Origin of the sequence: Mucilaginibacter sp. (assembly GCF_965277465.1) — a bacterium.
Classification (GTDB): domain Bacteria; phylum Bacteroidota; class Bacteroidia; order Sphingobacteriales; family Sphingobacteriaceae; genus Mucilaginibacter.
The window spans coordinates 1,711,775-1,727,075 of sequence record NZ_CBDICW010000001.1 but is presented as its reverse complement, the minus strand read 5'-3'; the positions used below and the strand labels follow the sequence as shown (position 1 = coordinate 1,727,075).

Sequence of the window (15,301 nt, the reverse complement as noted above, 5' to 3'; positions counted from 1 at the left end):
AAAGCTGAAAGGTATTTATACCGATAAATGCTATACCCCAATATAAATAATGAACTACCAGGAAGAAAATAATTATCCCAAAGCATTTGCAGCAACCGGCCTTATATTAGCGGTAGTGATTGCTTTGTGCTATTTTATTGTGTTTCATAACCCACCTGTACAGGAAGATGGCACTGGCGGTATTCTTGTAAACTACGGCACGACTGACGAGGGTATGGGCAAAGATATAATGAGCACCGAAGAACCTTCGGTTGCTCCAAAGGCAAACCATGCCCAGCCAACTAAAGTTACCGAAACAAAACCTACTGATGAAAAACCGCAAGACGATAACAGCGACAAAAAAGTAGTAACCCAGGAAAATGAGGATGCGGCAGCAGTTGCCACCAACTCGAAAAAGAAAAGCCAGTCGGTAGCTACGCAGCCTGCTAAACCGGTGAGCAAACCTGTGGTAAACCAAAACGCGTTATACAAAGGCAGTACAGCCAACAAAGGCACCGGTGCCGGCGATGGCACAACTAATACGCCCGGTAACCAAGGCAGCAAAAACGGATCAACCCTGAGTAATAATTACGGGCAAGGCGGATCTGGCGGTGGTTTAAATATGCCTAACTGGAGCTTTGTTGATCCACCGGATGTTAAGAATGTGAACCGTGTACCCGGCATTGTTGTGGTTGATTTTACTATCGACCAAAATGGCAATGTGATTGAAGTACACTCCAACAGGCAAAAAACTAAAGCCGAACTTAACCTTGTACAAAACTGCCTGGATGCTATTAAAGCTTCGAGGTTTAAATCGTCGTCATCTGCAACTGGTAATCAGAAAGGTGAGATGTCGTTTGTATTTAAGGTAGATTGATTTTTCGTATCCCAATTTCATAGTAGCATAGGTTCTCTGTGTATTAGCGTTTATATATATTCAATAAGTGGCATACCTACGGCGTTATGTTATCTTTATTAAAGTCCTGTAAAAACGGGCCCAACTCCTACCATAACCGAACATTTACTGTATCAAAACCGGACAAATCAACCTGCTTGTTTTTAATGTAATTATTTGTTAATCAACTATTTAATGGTTTGGCATTTTCTTAGCCGATACAATTAACATATGCTTCTATTTTAATGAGTTATTGCAGCTAATTAAAAATAGAACCCTTTATCACGTTAATTTATAAACGATTATGTTAAAAAGCTACATCAAAACCGCCTTCCGCTTTTTGCTGAAGAATAAAACGTTCAGCTTTATCAATATTTTTGGCTTAGCTACCGGTACGTTGTGCTGTATTTATATTTTACTATATGTACAGGATCAATATAGTTATGATAAACAGCATAAGGATGTTGCCAATATTTACCGGGTAAACACCCAGCTAAATTTAACCGGCGATAAGCATGATATGGCTTCAACATCGCCACCTATTGCCCCGGCAATGAAAAGTGACTTTGCCGAGGTACTACAATTTGTAAGGGTTTTACCCACCGAAAAATTAGGTGCCAAACAACACCTGTTACGTTATAAAGAACAATCATTTTACGAGAAGAATGCTGTTTACACCGATTCTACCTTTTTTAATGTATTTACCTACCACTTTGTAAAAGGTACGGCTACCAATGCCTTAACCGAACCATATTCTGTTGTGTTGATCAAAGCTACAGCTGATAAGCTTTTTGGTAATGATGACCCGGTGAATAAAGTGATCTCCATTAATGATGCCTACGGAAAGCACGATTTTAAGGTAACGGGTGTAGTTGATGAAAGTCTTGGTAAATCACATATCCACGCCAATATGTTTATTACCATGAATAGCGGTGGCATTGGCGAGTTTGTCCGCAAAAATAATTCATGGGCAGGCAATAACTTTACTTACAGCTATGTAAAACTAAGACCCGATGCCAATGTGGCTCAAATGGATAAAAAGTTCCCGGGATTTTTAAACAAGTACGGCGCAGCGCAGATGAAAGAGATCGGGATGAGTAAACAGATCCACCTGCAACCAATAACCAGTATCCATATTTCACCAGGTTATGATAATGAATTTACCAAAACACTTAGCCCCTCTTTTTTATATATCCTGATACTGATAGCCGTAATGATACAGGTGATTGCCTGCATCAACTTTATGAATCTTTCAACCGCCCGTGCATCAAAACGCGCTAAAGAGGTGGGCGTAAGAAAAGTTATAGGCGCCGGGAAGTACGACCTTATCAAACAGTTTTTAGGTGAATCTTTCTTACTGGCATTTATAGGGGTAATAATAGCGCTGCCATTATTATGGGCACTAATGCCGCTGCTCAATCAAATTACCAGTACCAACATTCAGCTTTCATTTTTTAGCGATTACAGGCTTTGGCTGATGCTGGCAAGTTTAATATTAGTTACCGGCGTAGTTGCAGGGAGTTATCCTGCCTTTTACCTTTCGGGCTTTGAGGCTATAAAAGTAATAAAGGGCAACTTTAACAGCCATATTTCAGCAGCTGGCATCCGTAAATCATTAGTGGTATTTCAGTTCGTGCTATCAATTGTGATGATAACCGGTATCATTATCATCTATAGTCAGCTTAATTATATCAAGAACAAGGATCTTGGTTTTGAGAAAGACCAGAAATTGATCTTCAGTTTTTATACCAGCGACACCCAAAACAAAATGGCCGCCTTTGCAACCGACCTAAGGCAGTTGGCAGATATTAAAGCGGTAAGCAGTGCCGATAATTACATCAGCCAGATGATCCTGCACGACCACGGCGTTTATGCGCCGGGAGGTAATATGGAAACCGCCGTAGATGCGCAAAACATAGCCACCGATCAATATTTTGTAAAGGCATCGGGCATTAAAATAATAAGCGGCCGTGATTTTATGCCTGGCGACTCTAACAAGGTACTGATCAATCAGACGATGGCCAAGCGCTTAAACCTTAACCCGCAAACAGCACCGGGTACCAGGTTATATACCCATTACCAGCCAAATCCGGAAACATTTGTTACTGTTGCTGGCGTTATGAAAGATTTTAATTATAACTCCCTGCACGATGATGTGAGGCCGTTTATGCTGGTTTACACCACTGATCCAACCGATCTGTCGAACATGATTGTTTCGGTTAACAGTAAAAACTATAAAACACTTTTAAGTCAGATCCAGAATATCTGGCAAAAAGACCTGCCTGCTGTGCCGTTCGAATATTCGTTCCTTGATTCAGAAGTGCAAAAGCAATACGATACCGAAATTGTTCTCTCGCAGATCATCAACTCATTTACGCTGGTGGCTATCATCATTTCGTGCCTTGGCTTATTTGGTTTGGCAGCCTTCAGCGCCGAGCAGCGCAGCAAAGAGATCGGGATCCGTAAGGTACTGGGTTCAAGTGTATCGGGCATAGTGCAGCTGCTATCTAAGGATTTCATCATCCTTGTTGTAATCTCCTTTGTAATTGCAACGCCAATTGCCTGGTACGGCATGAGTAAATGGCTGCAGGCTTTTGCATACCGAATACCGCTTAGCTGGTGGATGTTTGCACTTGCAGGCTTATTATCTATGGTAATTGCCCTGTTCACTGTGAGTTTTCAGGCTGTTAAAGCAGCGCTGATGAACCCTGTAAAGAGTTTAAAAGCAGATTAAGTATTTTAAAATTACATTGTCCCGGCTAATCACTTTTAAAAATGATTGGGCGGGACATTTTATTTTTAGGTCGATTTTTATTATCCTTGTTACCGGGCTTTTATATATCCGCATTTTATAATCACTAAATCACTCATTTTGAAAAGAACCTGCTTTGTAGCCCTGTTGGCTATTATTTGTTTTTCGGGATTTGCACAAACCAGTAAAAACACGGCACCAACCCGTACAATTTTTGCTTATGGGGGTAATTATACCAATCAGTTTATGCGTTATGTGATTGCACTCACCAAAAAAGAGAACCCGAAGATCTGTTTTATGCCGACAGCAACCGGCGATAATGCCAACTATATAGCAGCATGGTATGCAGCCTGCGAAGGTTTGCCAATGCGCCCTTATGTACAAAGGGTATACGTGGCATCGTACACCGATAAAAAAACATTTGAAGAAAACCTGTTAGGCATGGATGCCATAGTTGTGGGCGGTGGCAATACCTTAAATATGATGGCAATTTGGAAAGCCCAGGGCATTGACACCGTATTAAGAAAAGCCTACAACAAAGGGATTGTATTAACAGGCGGCAGTGCAGGTTCACTATGCTGGTTTCAGGGTGGCACAACAGACTCAAGACCCAAGGATTTATCAATAGTACAGGGGTTGGCTTTTATCCCAACCAGCCATTGTCCGCACTACCACAGCGAGCCCTTGCGCAAACCCCTATATTTCGAAAATATTTTAAAGGGTAAACTATCACCGGGCTATGCCATTGATGACCTGGCCGGGATAGTATTTGAAAACGAAAAGTACATCAAATCAGTAGCTATAGATGATAAAAGCAATACTTACTATGTATCAGTAATTGATGGCAAGGTTGATGAAAAGCTATTACCGGTAACAGAGATATTGAAATAGTACCAGGCTAAAGGCAACAGCTTCTTTTACGTCGATACTCAATTGACTAACCGCGTTTTCATATCTTTGCAGCAAACTATGAAGTACCTGCGCTGGCTATTATTTCCTTTTTCACTTATCTATGCACTAATTGTAATTATCCGCAACTGGTTTTATGATGCCGGGTTATTTAAAAGCAGCCTGTTTAGTATCCCCATTATTTCTGTAGGTAATTTGGAGGTTGGCGGTGCAGGCAAAAGCCCCATGACGGAGTATCTTATCCGCCTGCTAAAAAATGATTATAAACTGGCTACGTTAAGTCGTGGTTATGGCCGCCAAACAAAAGGCTTCGTTCTTGCTGATTTGGAAACGGGGGGCAGCTTGTCATCACAAATTGGTGATGAGCCTTCGCAATTCAAACATAAATTTCCGGATGTTGCCATTGCTGTATGTGAGCAAAGGGTTGTTGGGATAAGGCAGCTGATGCAAAATCATAACCTGATCCTGATGGATGATGCCTATCAGCACCGCGCTGTTGAACCCGGCCTCAGCATTTTGTTGTTTGATTATACCAGTATAAATAAGCCGCATATTGTATTACCCGCTGGTAATTATCGTGAGCCTTTTAGCGGCCGCTGGCGTGCGCAGATCATCATCATATCAAAATGCCCGCTAACACTTACTGATGCTGAAAAAAATGTGCTGGCCCAAAAAATAAAACCCCTGCCCTATCAGCAATTATTTTTTACGGCGATAGCTTACCAGCCTTTGCAGGATTTAAAAGACAGGCCTGTTGAAATACATATTGACCAGCAAACAACCGTATTTTTATTAACGGGTATTGCAAACCCAAAACCATTATTATTGCATTTGGGCAAACAAACGCCGCATATAATTCATCATAATTATCCAGATCATCACTCCTTTACCTTAAAAAATATCACTAAACTTGCTGCTGAATATGCCGCCCACCCATCACAAAAAAAAATAATTATTACAACAGAAAAGGATGCGCAGCGTTTAGAAGAATCCTGGTTTAAATCAGCCTTGCCGGCTCATGAGCAGCTCCCCGTATTTGTGATACCCATAAGCGTGGAGTTTTTAAATAATAGCGGGCAGCAGTTTAACCAACTAATTACTGATTATGTTAGAGAGCATACAAAGAACAACAGCATACATTAAAAGCCGCATTGGCGATTTTGAACCCGAAGTAGGTATTATATTAGGCACCGGATTAGGCGGCCTGGTTAATGAAATTGAGGTTGAAAAACAACTGATGTATGCTAACATCCCTGATTTTCCGATCTCTACTCTGGAGTTTCACTCTGGTAAACTGATATTTGGTACACTGGCTGGTGTAAAGGTTGTTGCCATGCAGGGCCGTTTGCATTATTACGAAGGTTATAACATGCAACAGATCACCTTCCCGGTTAGGGTGATGAAAATGCTGGGTATTAAAACGCTGCTGGTATCAAATGCAAGTGGTTCCTTAAATCCGGCCTTTAAAAAAGGCGATCTGATGGTGATCGCAGATCATATCAATTTACAACCGGCAAACCCGCTCGTTGGCAGGAATGATACGGAGCTTGGCCCGCGTTTTCCGGATATGAGCGAGCCTTACAAACGTACCCTGATTAATAAAGCATTAGATATTGCAAAGGCAAACAATATTACCTGCCATAAGGGAGTTTATGTTGCTGTTACAGGCCCGAATTTAGAAACCAAAGCAGAGTATAATTACCTGCGGATAATAGGTGGCGATGCTGTTGGGATGAGCACCGTGCCCGAAGTTATTGTAGCAAGGCATATGGACCTGACCGTTTTTGCCATATCAGTATTAACAGATGAGGGCTTCCCCGAAGTGTTAAGCCCGGTATCGGTTGAAGAGATATTGGCAGTAGCCTACGAAGCAGAACCAAAAATGACACTGATACTTAAAGAATTGATAGCTGGTTTTTAATGCCTGATAATTTAAAATATATATTCATCCTGCTAATCTGTGTGTGTACGCAGATGGCTTTTGCGCAAATTTCAACTACCACAGGCTACCCGGGGCAACAAGGGCAGCGCTTAAACCTGCGCGATACCACCGGCAGGGGATCACAAAAGGTGCTGACCGGAGATCAGGAACTGGATTCGCTGCGTAAAAAGCTTGAGAAAAAGAAAGATACAGTAGTATTCAGCTCAAAATTCATAAAGTACACCAAGGAAAGCTGGTTAAGGGACAGTACCCAATTATTCCCTTTAGATACCGGCTTATATAACTTTGAAAACTATAGCCCCCTTTTGCAGCCGCGCAGCCCCAAGATCAGTTTAGGCTATACAGGTACTGCCGAGAGAAGCCTGTTGTTTGAACCTTCAAAAACCATTGGTTTTGATGCAGGCCTGCACACCCTTGATGCCTACATGCTAACCCCGCAGGATATAAAATATTACAGGGCAAGGGTAGCACTCACACAGCTTTCGTTTGTTACGGGTGGTATAAAGGAACAAATTTTAAAGGTGCTGCATACCCAAAATGTAAACCCGCGGTTAAATATAGGCTTCAACTTAAATTTCATGGGTTCCAGAGGTTTTTATAGTACCAACTCCATCCTGCAGCAAAATGTGAGCGATGTAAATGTTGGTGGCTTTGCCTGGTACGAATCAAAAAGCAAGCGGTATAATTTATTAACCAACCTGATTTATAATAATATAAAAGCACCCGAAACAGGCTCTATCCGTAACGACTCTATTTATGTTACCGGGTCGTTGGATAAAACCAGCGAAGCGGTACGTTTACCTGCATCATACGAGGTATGGAAAGGTAACAGCTTTTACATTAAACAGTTTTATTATATAGGGCATATTGATAGCCTGCTAAAGGGAGCAGGCAAGGTTTTGCCTACGCAAAGGGTAGCCTATACCTTTAATTACGATACCCGTAAATACGAGTACCTGCAAAACACCACCGACCCTTACAACGTATTCCCTGATTATTATTACAGCTCAAACCGGTCGCGTGATTCGCTTACCGTACATCACCTGCAAAATGATTTTTCCTACAGTTTTTATCTGCGCAGCAAATCAATAAAAAACGAATTAAAGCTGGATGTTGGCCTAACACAGGATTATTACCAGTACAATCAATACGTGAGCGATACGGTACTTAACCAATACGGTAACAAGCTTGTTCAGCCCCAAAAAGTTCAGACTAATTCGTTTCAGGATATAACCCTTAAGGGGAAATTAAGCTACCGCTTTAGCGATAAGTTGTTGCTTGATGCCAATGTGAATCAAATTGTACAAGGCCGTGATTTTGGCGACTTTTTGTACGACGCCAAGCTTACCCTATCGGGCGGTAACAAGGTAGGCCGGGTAGTTTTGGAGGGCTATACACAAAGCAGTTCGGCACCTTTAGCTTATACTGACTGGATATCCAACCATTATATTTTTCACAATAAGTTCAGCAATCAAAAAACAAACAGCCTGTCGTTTTATTATGTGAACCCGCTTTTAAAACTCGACCTGAAGGCCGAATACTTTTTAATAAGCGACTACCTGTACTTTACAGCACAAACTAATGGCACGGATGCTCACCCGGCACAATTAGGATCGGATATTAATTTATTGAAGATAAGCTTTGGCAAAAGCCTGGCCTGGCGCAGGTGGCACTTTGATAACTATATCGTATACCAAAAAACAGATTACCAGGCTACCTTACGCACCCCGGAATTATATAATTATAGCAGCCTTTACTACAAAGCCCTTTTATTCAGGGTACTATATTCAAACATCGGGGTTGATGTGCGATACAATTCGCAATACGTGGCGCCATCGTATGCTACCGGTTTAGGGCAGTTTTATAACGGGCAAAATGTTACCTTTTCATCATACCCGATTGCTACGGTATTTTTAAAGGCCACCCTGCAGCGCACTAATATTTTTGTGATGTATGATTATGCCAACCAGGGCTTGTTTAGCAAAGGATATTATACCGTTAATCGTTACCCGCAGATGGATCATTTGTTAAAATTCGGGGTATCATGGTCATTCTATAATTAATATTTGGCGAATACCCTCTTAACTAAAATTACATCCATTTTATTTAATCATAAAAAAGATTGAATTAACTTTGGCCCGGCTTATAGATCATTGACTATATGCTGCTCCGCGAAATGAACTACCAGGAAACCATCCAATACCTATATACACAGCTTCCATTATTTACACGGGTTGGGCAATCAGCCTATAAAGCTGATCTGAATAACACGATAGAGCTGTGTGCCCGCTTGGATAATCCGCAGCATAAATTTAAAAGCGTGCATGTTGGGGGCACCAATGGTAAAGGTTCAACATCGCACATGCTGGCAGCAGTTTTACAAACAGCGGGTTACAAAACAGGGCTATATACCTCCCCGCATTTAAAAGATTTTCGCGAACGTATCCGCATCAACGGGCAAATGATGAGCGAGCAAAAGGTAATTGATTTTGTAGCCCAACACCGCAGCGATTTTGACGACATCCAACCATCTTTTTTTGAAATGACCGTTGGTTTGGCATTTGATTTATTTGCTAAGGAAAAGGTAGATATTGCCATTATTGAAGTAGGGTTAGGCGGCAGGCTTGATTCAACCAATATCATTACCCCGCTCCTTTCACTTATCACCAACATCGGTTGGGATCACATGAATATTCTGGGCGATACCCTGCAACTGATAGCTGCCGAAAAAGCAGGCATCATCAAACCAAATATCCCGGTTATTATTGGTGAGTACCAGGATGAGGTAGCCGCTGTATTTATAGATAAAGCAACCAAAGAAAACGCCCCTATAACTTTTGCATCTGAGTTAAAGGCCGAAGTGATCAGCCAGCAATCGGGCGTTAATGAATTTATTGATATAAAGATCAGTTGCCAAGATGACGACCAAACCCGGTATTTTAAACTGGACCTTACCGGAACTTATCAACTTAAAAATATAAAAACAGTGCTATGCGCTGTTGACGAATTGCGTTTACAGGGATTTATAATTACCGATGAGCATTTAAAAACAGCCCTTAGTCAGGTTAAAACATTAACCGGTTTACATGGCCGCTGGGAAGTTTTGAGCCAGCACCCCTTAACTATTTGCGATACCGGGCATAACCCCGAAGGGATACAGGAGGTATTGCAAAACATTGCAGGTGTAGCTTATGCTCATTTACACTTTGTATTAGGTGTGGTGAATGATAAGGACATCAGCAAAATTCTTAAAATGCTGCCTACTGATGCTACTTACTATTTTTGCCGGCCCGATATTCCGCGTGGCTTAGCAGCAGAAACATTACAGGAAAATGCCGCAAGCTTCGGATTAAAGGGAAACACATACAGCTCCGTTAAATTAGCCCTGCAGGCGGCCCAAAATGCCGCGGCAGAAAACGACCTGGTTTTTGCTGGTGGCAGTACCTTTGTAGTGGCAGAGGTGGTTTAATCTTATCGAATCTTATTTTCACAATACAAAAGCATTTTGCCAATATATAGCTGGTAAAAGCATGCGCAATGTTTTTGCATCGCGGTTCAATAAAAATTCTGTTAATTCATTAATTCGTTTAATTTTGATTGAGGCAAAATCAATCACCTCTCTCAATTTTTATGACTTACGTACCAGCAGAAAACCGATACGAAAAAATGCAATACCGCCGCTGCGGAAAAAGCGGTATTAAGCTCCCGGCTGTTTCGCTGGGCCTGTGGCATAACTTTGGCCATGTAGATGTAACCGAAAACTACCGCAAAATTTTACATCTGGCTTTTGACAGCGGTATTACCCATTTTGATCTGGCCAATAACTACGGGCCGCCTCCGGGATCAGCGGAAGAGAATTTTGGCCGAATTTTGAAGGAGGATTTTCGTGGTTACCGCGATGAAATGATCATATCGAGCAAGGCTGGTTATACCATGTGGGCTGGCCCTTATGGCGACTGGGGATCAAAAAAATACCTGGTATCGAGCCTTGACCAGAGTTTGATTAGGATGGGACTGGATTATGTAGATATATTTTATCACCACAGGCCAGATCCTGAAACTCCCTTAGAAGAAACAATGGGTGCGCTGGACCTGATCGTTCGCCAGGGAAAGGCCTTATACGCCGGGATCTCTAATTATCCTGCCGAAGAAGCTGATAAAGCAATTGCTATATTAAAAAAACTGGGTACGCCATGCCTTATCCACCAGCCAAAATATTCAATGTTTGAGCGTTGGGCCGAAGGTGGTTTGTTAGATGTACTTGAAAAAGATGGTGTGGGTTGTATTCCCTTTTCGCCATTAGCACAAGGTTTATTGACCAATAAATACCTGCACGGTATCCCTGCCGATTCAAGGGCAGCTAAATCAACCGGTTTTTTACAGGAAAGCCAGGTTACCGAAGCAAGGATCAGCCAGATAAAAAAATTAAACGATATTGCTATACAACGAGGGCAAACCTTAGCACAAATGGCATTAGCCTGGTTGCTGAAAGACAGCCGCGTTACCTCTGTATTGATTGGTGCAAGCCGTGCCGAGCAATTAGCCGACTCATTAAAATGCCTGGATAATATAGTATTCTCGGCCGATGAATTGGCTCAGATAGAGGTGATATTAAAGTAATAAATTAAATACAGGGTGTCATTTTGAATATTGGAATAAGGGCTGAGGTCTGCCTACTTTTTTAATTTTCAATAGGACACCCTTTTTCAAATATAATATGGGCGTTATAAACTGGGGAATTATTGGCTGTGGTGATGTAACTGAAAAAAAGAGCGGACCAGCATTTGCAAAAGTTGCTAATAGCGCCCTTATTGCAGTAATGCGCCGTGATGCCGCCAAGGCTGCCGATTATGCACAACGGCACCATGTAAGCCAATGGTATAACGATGCTGATGAGTTGATGAATAACCCGGCTGTTAACGCCATTTATATTGCCACCCCACCTTCATCGCATAAGGATTATGCCCTTGCAGCCCTTAATAAGGGTTTTAATGTTTATATAGAAAAACCGGTTACCCGTAATGCTGCCGAGGCCCGGCAGATTGCCGAAGCGCTTAAGCAACATCCCGGTCAAAAACTTACGGTGGCCCATTACCGCAGGGCAGTACCTATGTTTTTAAAGGTTAAACAATTACTGGCCGATACTATAATTGGCGATGTGCGCACCGTACAGATCCGTATGTGGCAAAGCCGCAAGCCTGTACTTGTTGCCAATGTTGCTGACAATTGGCGTGTACAACCAGAGCTTTCAGGCGGTGGCTACTTCCACGACCTTGCCCCCCACCAGCTCGACCTGATGCTGTATTACTTTGGCGAGCCTGTAAAATACAATGGCTTCTCACTGAATCAATCAGGCGCTACACCGGCCGACGACCATGTGAGCGGGCAGATATTATTTAAAAATAATATTGTGGTAAACGGCTCCTGGTGTTTCAACGTTGCCGAAAACCAAACCACTGATACCTGCGAGATCATCGGCACAAAAGGGAAGATCACCTTTCCATTTTTTGGCAATTATATTCATTGGAAAACTGATGAGGATGAACAGACCATTAATTTTGTACACCCTGAACATATCCAGCAACCTATGATAGAAAAGATAGTTGCCTATTTTAATAATGAAGGCCCTAATCCATGCTCCATAGCGGAAGCCATTGTTTTAATGGATATAATGGATGCTTTTACAGCGAAACAGGCTTAACGGTTGAGCGCTATTTTTCCTTCGGCACCTTTGCACCTGCTTTGCGCGCCTCTGATAAACCAATGGCAATAGCCTGCTTTTTGCTGGTTACTTTTTTACCGCTGCCGCTTTTTAGTTCATCTTCTTTCATTTCGTGCAGGGTTTCGTGTACCTTTTCCTGCGCTTTTTCTGAATACTTTGCCATGATATTTTATTTAGATAAATGATAACCAGGTAAAGCAAAATTGTTGCCAAACATAAATCCCAAAAAGAGAACCGTTCAGGTATTACTATTTATATTTAAAAAAAATATCGCCCGATTATTGTTATCTTCAAACTAATAAATAAAAACTGTGTTCATATCTCAAACTATGATATTACACTCTATATGCCGGTAAAAAATACTTCCCATCCATTTTACGAAAAACTTTCATTAGTACTTGTTGGCCTAATAGCCCTTGGCTACCTTGTTATACTTGGTAAAGAATTTCTTGATCCTTTAATTTTCGGACTTTTATTTGCCATACTATTACTGCCAATTGCTAATTTTTTAGAGAAAAAATTAAGATTACCGCGCTCCTTATCGTCGCTTACTTCCATACTTTTATTGATAGCCTTTATCGGGGGTATTCTTTACCTAGTAGGTTCCCAAATATCAAACCTGGCAAATGACTGGCCCATGTTAAAGAGCCAGGTAGGCCAATCGCTCGATAACCTGTCACAATGGGTGCAGCAGGCTTTCCATATCAATGCCACCAAACAAATGAGTTATATACACAGTACCCAGCAAAAAATATTAGCACAGGGCAGTAATGTATTGGGCACAACCTTCGGGGCTATCTCATCGCTGATGCTGTTTTATTCCTTTATCCTGATATTTACGTTTTTCATTTTATTATACAGGAGCTTGCTAATACGCTTTATCGTATGGGTTTTTAGTGATGAATATTCGGCCATTGTGTATGATATTGTTGAAAATATTCAAACCATATTAAGGCAGTATATACTTGGTTTACTATTAGAAATGTTTGTAGTTGCCTGCCTTGCATGCATGGCATTTTTGTTTATCGGCATTAAGTATGCAGTACTGCTGGGTATAATTGTTGCCCTTTTTAACCTGATCCCCTACTTGGGTATTTTTACGGCACTGCTATTAAGCACACTGATAACATTTGCAACGGGCAATATAGCCGATGCTATAAAAGTAGCGGTAAGTGTTTTGGCACTACATGCAATTGATTCAAACTTTTTGCTGCCTACCATAGTTGGCTCCAAAGTAAAACTGAATGCGCTGATTACTTTTTTAGGAATTGTTATGGGCGAAATGATCTGGGGGTTATCGGGTATGTTCTTATCTATCCCGATATTAGCCATATTAAAAATAATTTTTGACAGGGTTGAAACACTTAAACCATGGGGCTTTTTATTAGGCAGCGGTACCGAAGAGAAAAAATCGACCATGAAAAAGATGAAACCATCTGTGGCGGATAAAACCTGATCACAGATTTAGGGTGATCCTAATTATCGCCTAATATATCAATACAATTTTTTCCAAGCATTTTCAACCTATCGTCAAGTGAATTTAGCCCATCGGTATCTTTTATATTTTTGTGGAGTATTTTTATAATGGCAAGTGTTTCGTCGCTTGGATCGCAGGCCTGGGCCTTTTCTAAATGGGGCAACGCTTTTTTAACCTCATCGGTATAGGCTACCGTTAACTGTTTGTTTAAAGCCGCGTTAGTAGCCGCTGCATTGAGTTTGGTTTCTATCTGCCGGGCTTTATCCAGGTATAAATAACCCAGCGCCCGGTGTACCACATAATAATTAGGGATGGCTGCAGCAACTTTTTCGTAATAGATTATCGCTTTATCGGGTTTGCCAGTATCCTCATAGGTCTTACCGATAGAAAAATAAAAGTTAGCACGCGCTTTTTCAGGCAGCTTATCCGCAACCGGCAGCAGCTTTTCACCAAGTTCCAAGATTTTGTCTGGCCCCTCGTTCTGAAAACGTGCCAGGTTAAAATCAAGGTATTGGTCATAAACCGGATCGGCAGTTTGCGCATTGGCAAGCATACCTGTAAAAATGATAATACTTAATAATAATGTTTTTTTTAGCATAACTGATGAGTTGTTCAAATATAAAAACCTGAAGCTAATATAGCTCATTGGCTTACAAATTTCCATTCTATATATTTTGCCCGCATGCAATGTGCACAAGGCCGGTATCCTGCCTGTATAGCCACGGTTTCAGAACTAAAGAAAACCCGGTTCTCCACCTTCATCCTTTTCCCCGACCGGCAATCCAATGTACCATAGATCTTAAGCTTACTATTACCGCCTAAAACTATTTCGCCGTTATTAATCCGTATTTTTAATTGCCTGCTGCGCTTAAACGGATTATTGCCTAATGAAGTATGGCCTATCATAAAGCATCATGAAAAATGACACCTGCTGTATGCCTGTTGCCTGCTTTAACTTCACTAACCCCATGCTTCATATTTACCCTGTAATAACCTTTGCTACCCTTTACAGGCCTGAAATTGGTAGTAAATATCAACATATCGCCTTTGCTCGGTTTTAATACCACAGCTTTAGACTGAGCCCTTGGCCGCTGCTCAACCAAAACAAATTCGCCACCCTGGTAATCAACCTCCGGCGCATTTAAAAACAGCACCAATTGCATAGGGAAATAAATATCGCCATACAGATCCTGGTGCAGGGTATTATAGCCGCCAATGCCATAATTTAATAGCAATGGTGTTGGTTTATACTGATTATTTGCTTTACAAAGTTCTATTAAGCCGGCAAGGCTATCCGGAAACTGCTTTTCTATATTTAAAACCCTCATCCAGCTGTTGGCAATAGCAGCCAGTTTTGGGTACATGGTTTCCCTTAGCTGCTGTATCACATCAGGCAATGGGTATTGAAAATACTTGTATTCGCCCATACCAAACCGGTAGCGTTCCATCATAATTGTTTTGCGGTACAGCGCCGGGTTATTATAATTAGCTATCAGTCTGTCACATTCTATCCCGGGCAAAATATCAGGGACGCAGGCAAAGCCATTTTGGTGCATACCTTCGGTAATATCATCCCAGTTTAACTGGCCGATCCTTTGATCTATATTCATCATTATTTGTGTGTT

The 15,301-nt window shown here is 41.5% G+C and carries 14 protein-coding genes; 10 read left to right on the top strand and 4 right to left on the bottom strand.

Annotated elements, in window-relative coordinates; genetic code table 11:
- Positions 1-49: 49 nt before the first annotated feature.
- The 9 genes from ACQY4U_RS07815 (at position 50) to ACQY4U_RS07775 (ending at position 12,178) form a co-directional block, all read left to right on the top strand.
- Positions 50-856: an energy transducer TonB gene (locus ACQY4U_RS07815; protein WP_428328835.1), complete on the top strand. Its 807-nt coding sequence runs from the start codon at positions 50-52 to the stop codon at positions 854-856.
- A 322-nt stretch (positions 857-1,178) separates the two neighbouring features.
- Positions 1,179-3,608: an ABC transporter permease gene (locus tag ACQY4U_RS07810; protein ID WP_428328834.1), complete on the top strand. Its 2,430-nt coding sequence runs from the start codon at positions 1,179-1,181 to the stop codon at positions 3,606-3,608.
- A gap of 138 nt (positions 3,609-3,746) precedes the next feature.
- Positions 3,747-4,517 carry a Type 1 glutamine amidotransferase-like domain-containing protein gene (locus ACQY4U_RS07805; protein ID WP_428328833.1) on the top strand — a complete coding sequence of 257 codons (771 nt, stop codon included), beginning with the start codon at positions 3,747-3,749 and terminating at the stop codon, positions 4,515-4,517.
- 78 nt (positions 4,518-4,595) lie between these two features.
- The gene (lpxK, locus tag ACQY4U_RS07800; protein WP_428328832.1) at positions 4,596-5,678 is read left to right on the top strand and encodes a tetraacyldisaccharide 4'-kinase; all 1,083 of its coding nucleotides are present in this window, start codon (positions 4,596-4,598) and stop codon (positions 5,676-5,678) included.
- Positions 5,641-6,456 carry a purine-nucleoside phosphorylase gene (locus ACQY4U_RS07795; protein ID WP_428328831.1) on the top strand — a complete coding sequence of 272 codons (816 nt, stop codon included), beginning with the start codon at positions 5,641-5,643 and terminating at the stop codon, positions 6,454-6,456. Before lpxK ends, ACQY4U_RS07795 begins: the two co-directional genes overlap by 38 nt.
- Before the next feature lie 53 nt (positions 6,457-6,509).
- Positions 6,510-8,540 carry a putative porin gene (locus tag ACQY4U_RS07790; protein ID WP_428328830.1) on the top strand — a complete coding sequence of 677 codons (2,031 nt, stop codon included), beginning with the start codon at positions 6,510-6,512 and terminating at the stop codon, positions 8,538-8,540.
- A 98-nt stretch (positions 8,541-8,638) separates the two neighbouring features.
- Positions 8,639-9,946, top strand: coding sequence for a bifunctional folylpolyglutamate synthase/dihydrofolate synthase (locus tag ACQY4U_RS07785; RefSeq protein ID WP_428328829.1), 1,308 nt, complete (start codon positions 8,639-8,641; stop codon positions 9,944-9,946).
- Between the two features lie 161 nt (positions 9,947-10,107).
- Positions 10,108-11,097 carry an L-glyceraldehyde 3-phosphate reductase gene (gene mgrA, locus ACQY4U_RS07780; RefSeq protein ID WP_428328828.1) on the top strand — a complete coding sequence of 330 codons (990 nt, stop codon included), beginning with the start codon at positions 10,108-10,110 and terminating at the stop codon, positions 11,095-11,097.
- A 97-nt stretch (positions 11,098-11,194) separates the two neighbouring features.
- Positions 11,195-12,178, top strand: coding sequence for a Gfo/Idh/MocA family protein (locus ACQY4U_RS07775; RefSeq protein WP_428328827.1), 984 nt, complete (start codon positions 11,195-11,197; stop codon positions 12,176-12,178).
- 10 nt (positions 12,179-12,188) lie between these two features.
- Here ACQY4U_RS07775 and ACQY4U_RS07770 read toward each other — a convergent pair whose 3' ends face one another.
- The gene (locus ACQY4U_RS07770; protein ID WP_428328826.1) at positions 12,189-12,362 is read right to left on the bottom strand and encodes a DUF6496 domain-containing protein; all 174 of its coding nucleotides are present in this window, start codon (positions 12,360-12,362) and stop codon (positions 12,189-12,191) included.
- A 183-nt stretch (positions 12,363-12,545) separates the two neighbouring features.
- Here ACQY4U_RS07770 and ACQY4U_RS07765 point away from each other — a divergent pair, with 183 nt between their 5' ends.
- A complete protein-coding gene (locus tag ACQY4U_RS07765; protein ID WP_428328825.1) occupies positions 12,546-13,655 on the top strand; it encodes an AI-2E family transporter in 1,110 nt (369 codons plus the stop codon).
- Positions 13,656-13,674: 19 nt separating this feature from the next.
- Here ACQY4U_RS07765 and ACQY4U_RS07760 read toward each other — a convergent pair whose 3' ends face one another.
- From ACQY4U_RS07760 to ACQY4U_RS07750, 3 genes are read right to left on the bottom strand one after another with little or no spacing between them, the layout of a single operon-like run.
- Complete coding sequence (locus tag ACQY4U_RS07760) at positions 13,675-14,274, bottom strand: tetratricopeptide repeat protein (protein WP_428328824.1); 600 nt, start codon at positions 14,272-14,274, stop codon at positions 13,675-13,677.
- Positions 14,275-14,318: 44 nt separating this feature from the next.
- Positions 14,319-14,582 carry an Ada metal-binding domain-containing protein gene (locus tag ACQY4U_RS07755; RefSeq protein ID WP_428328823.1) on the bottom strand — a complete coding sequence of 88 codons (264 nt, stop codon included), beginning with the start codon at positions 14,580-14,582 and terminating at the stop codon, positions 14,319-14,321.
- Complete coding sequence (locus tag ACQY4U_RS07750; RefSeq protein WP_428328822.1) at positions 14,579-15,289, bottom strand: 2OG-Fe(II) oxygenase; 711 nt, start codon at positions 15,287-15,289, stop codon at positions 14,579-14,581. The genes ACQY4U_RS07755 and ACQY4U_RS07750 overlap by 4 nt, the downstream gene beginning before the upstream one ends.
- Between the last annotated feature and the right edge of the window lie 12 nt (positions 15,290-15,301).

Bases quoted from the DNA above. Each gene is read 5' to 3' on its own strand.
- ACQY4U_RS07815 (WP_428328835.1), top strand. From the start codon at position 50: ATGAACTACCAGGAAGAAAATAATTATCCCAAAGCATTTGCAGCAACC.
- ACQY4U_RS07810 (WP_428328834.1), top strand. From the start codon at position 1,179: ATGTTAAAAAGCTACATCAAAACCGCCTTCCGCTTTTTGCTGAAGAAT.
- lpxK (WP_428328832.1), top strand. From the start codon at position 4,596: ATGAAGTACCTGCGCTGGCTATTATTTCCTTTTTCACTTATCTATGCA.
- ACQY4U_RS07795 (WP_428328831.1), top strand. From the start codon at position 5,641: ATGTTAGAGAGCATACAAAGAACAACAGCATACATTAAAAGCCGCATT.
- ACQY4U_RS07790 (WP_428328830.1), top strand. From the start codon at position 6,510: ATGGCTTTTGCGCAAATTTCAACTACCACAGGCTACCCGGGGCAACAA.
- ACQY4U_RS07785 (WP_428328829.1), top strand. From the start codon at position 8,639: ATGCTGCTCCGCGAAATGAACTACCAGGAAACCATCCAATACCTATAT.
- mgrA (WP_428328828.1), top strand. From the start codon at position 10,108: ATGACTTACGTACCAGCAGAAAACCGATACGAAAAAATGCAATACCGC.
- ACQY4U_RS07775 (WP_428328827.1), top strand. From the start codon at position 11,195: ATGGGCGTTATAAACTGGGGAATTATTGGCTGTGGTGATGTAACTGAA.
- ACQY4U_RS07770 (WP_428328826.1), bottom strand. From the start codon at position 12,362: ATGGCAAAGTATTCAGAAAAAGCGCAGGAAAAGGTACACGAAACCCTG.
- ACQY4U_RS07765 (WP_428328825.1), top strand. From the start codon at position 12,546: ATGCCGGTAAAAAATACTTCCCATCCATTTTACGAAAAACTTTCATTA.
- ACQY4U_RS07760 (WP_428328824.1), bottom strand. From the start codon at position 14,274: ATGCTAAAAAAAACATTATTATTAAGTATTATCATTTTTACAGGTATG.
- ACQY4U_RS07755 (WP_428328823.1), bottom strand. From the start codon at position 14,582: ATGATAGGCCATACTTCATTAGGCAATAATCCGTTTAAGCGCAGCAGG.
- ACQY4U_RS07750 (WP_428328822.1), bottom strand. From the start codon at position 15,289: ATGATGAATATAGATCAAAGGATCGGCCAGTTAAACTGGGATGATATT.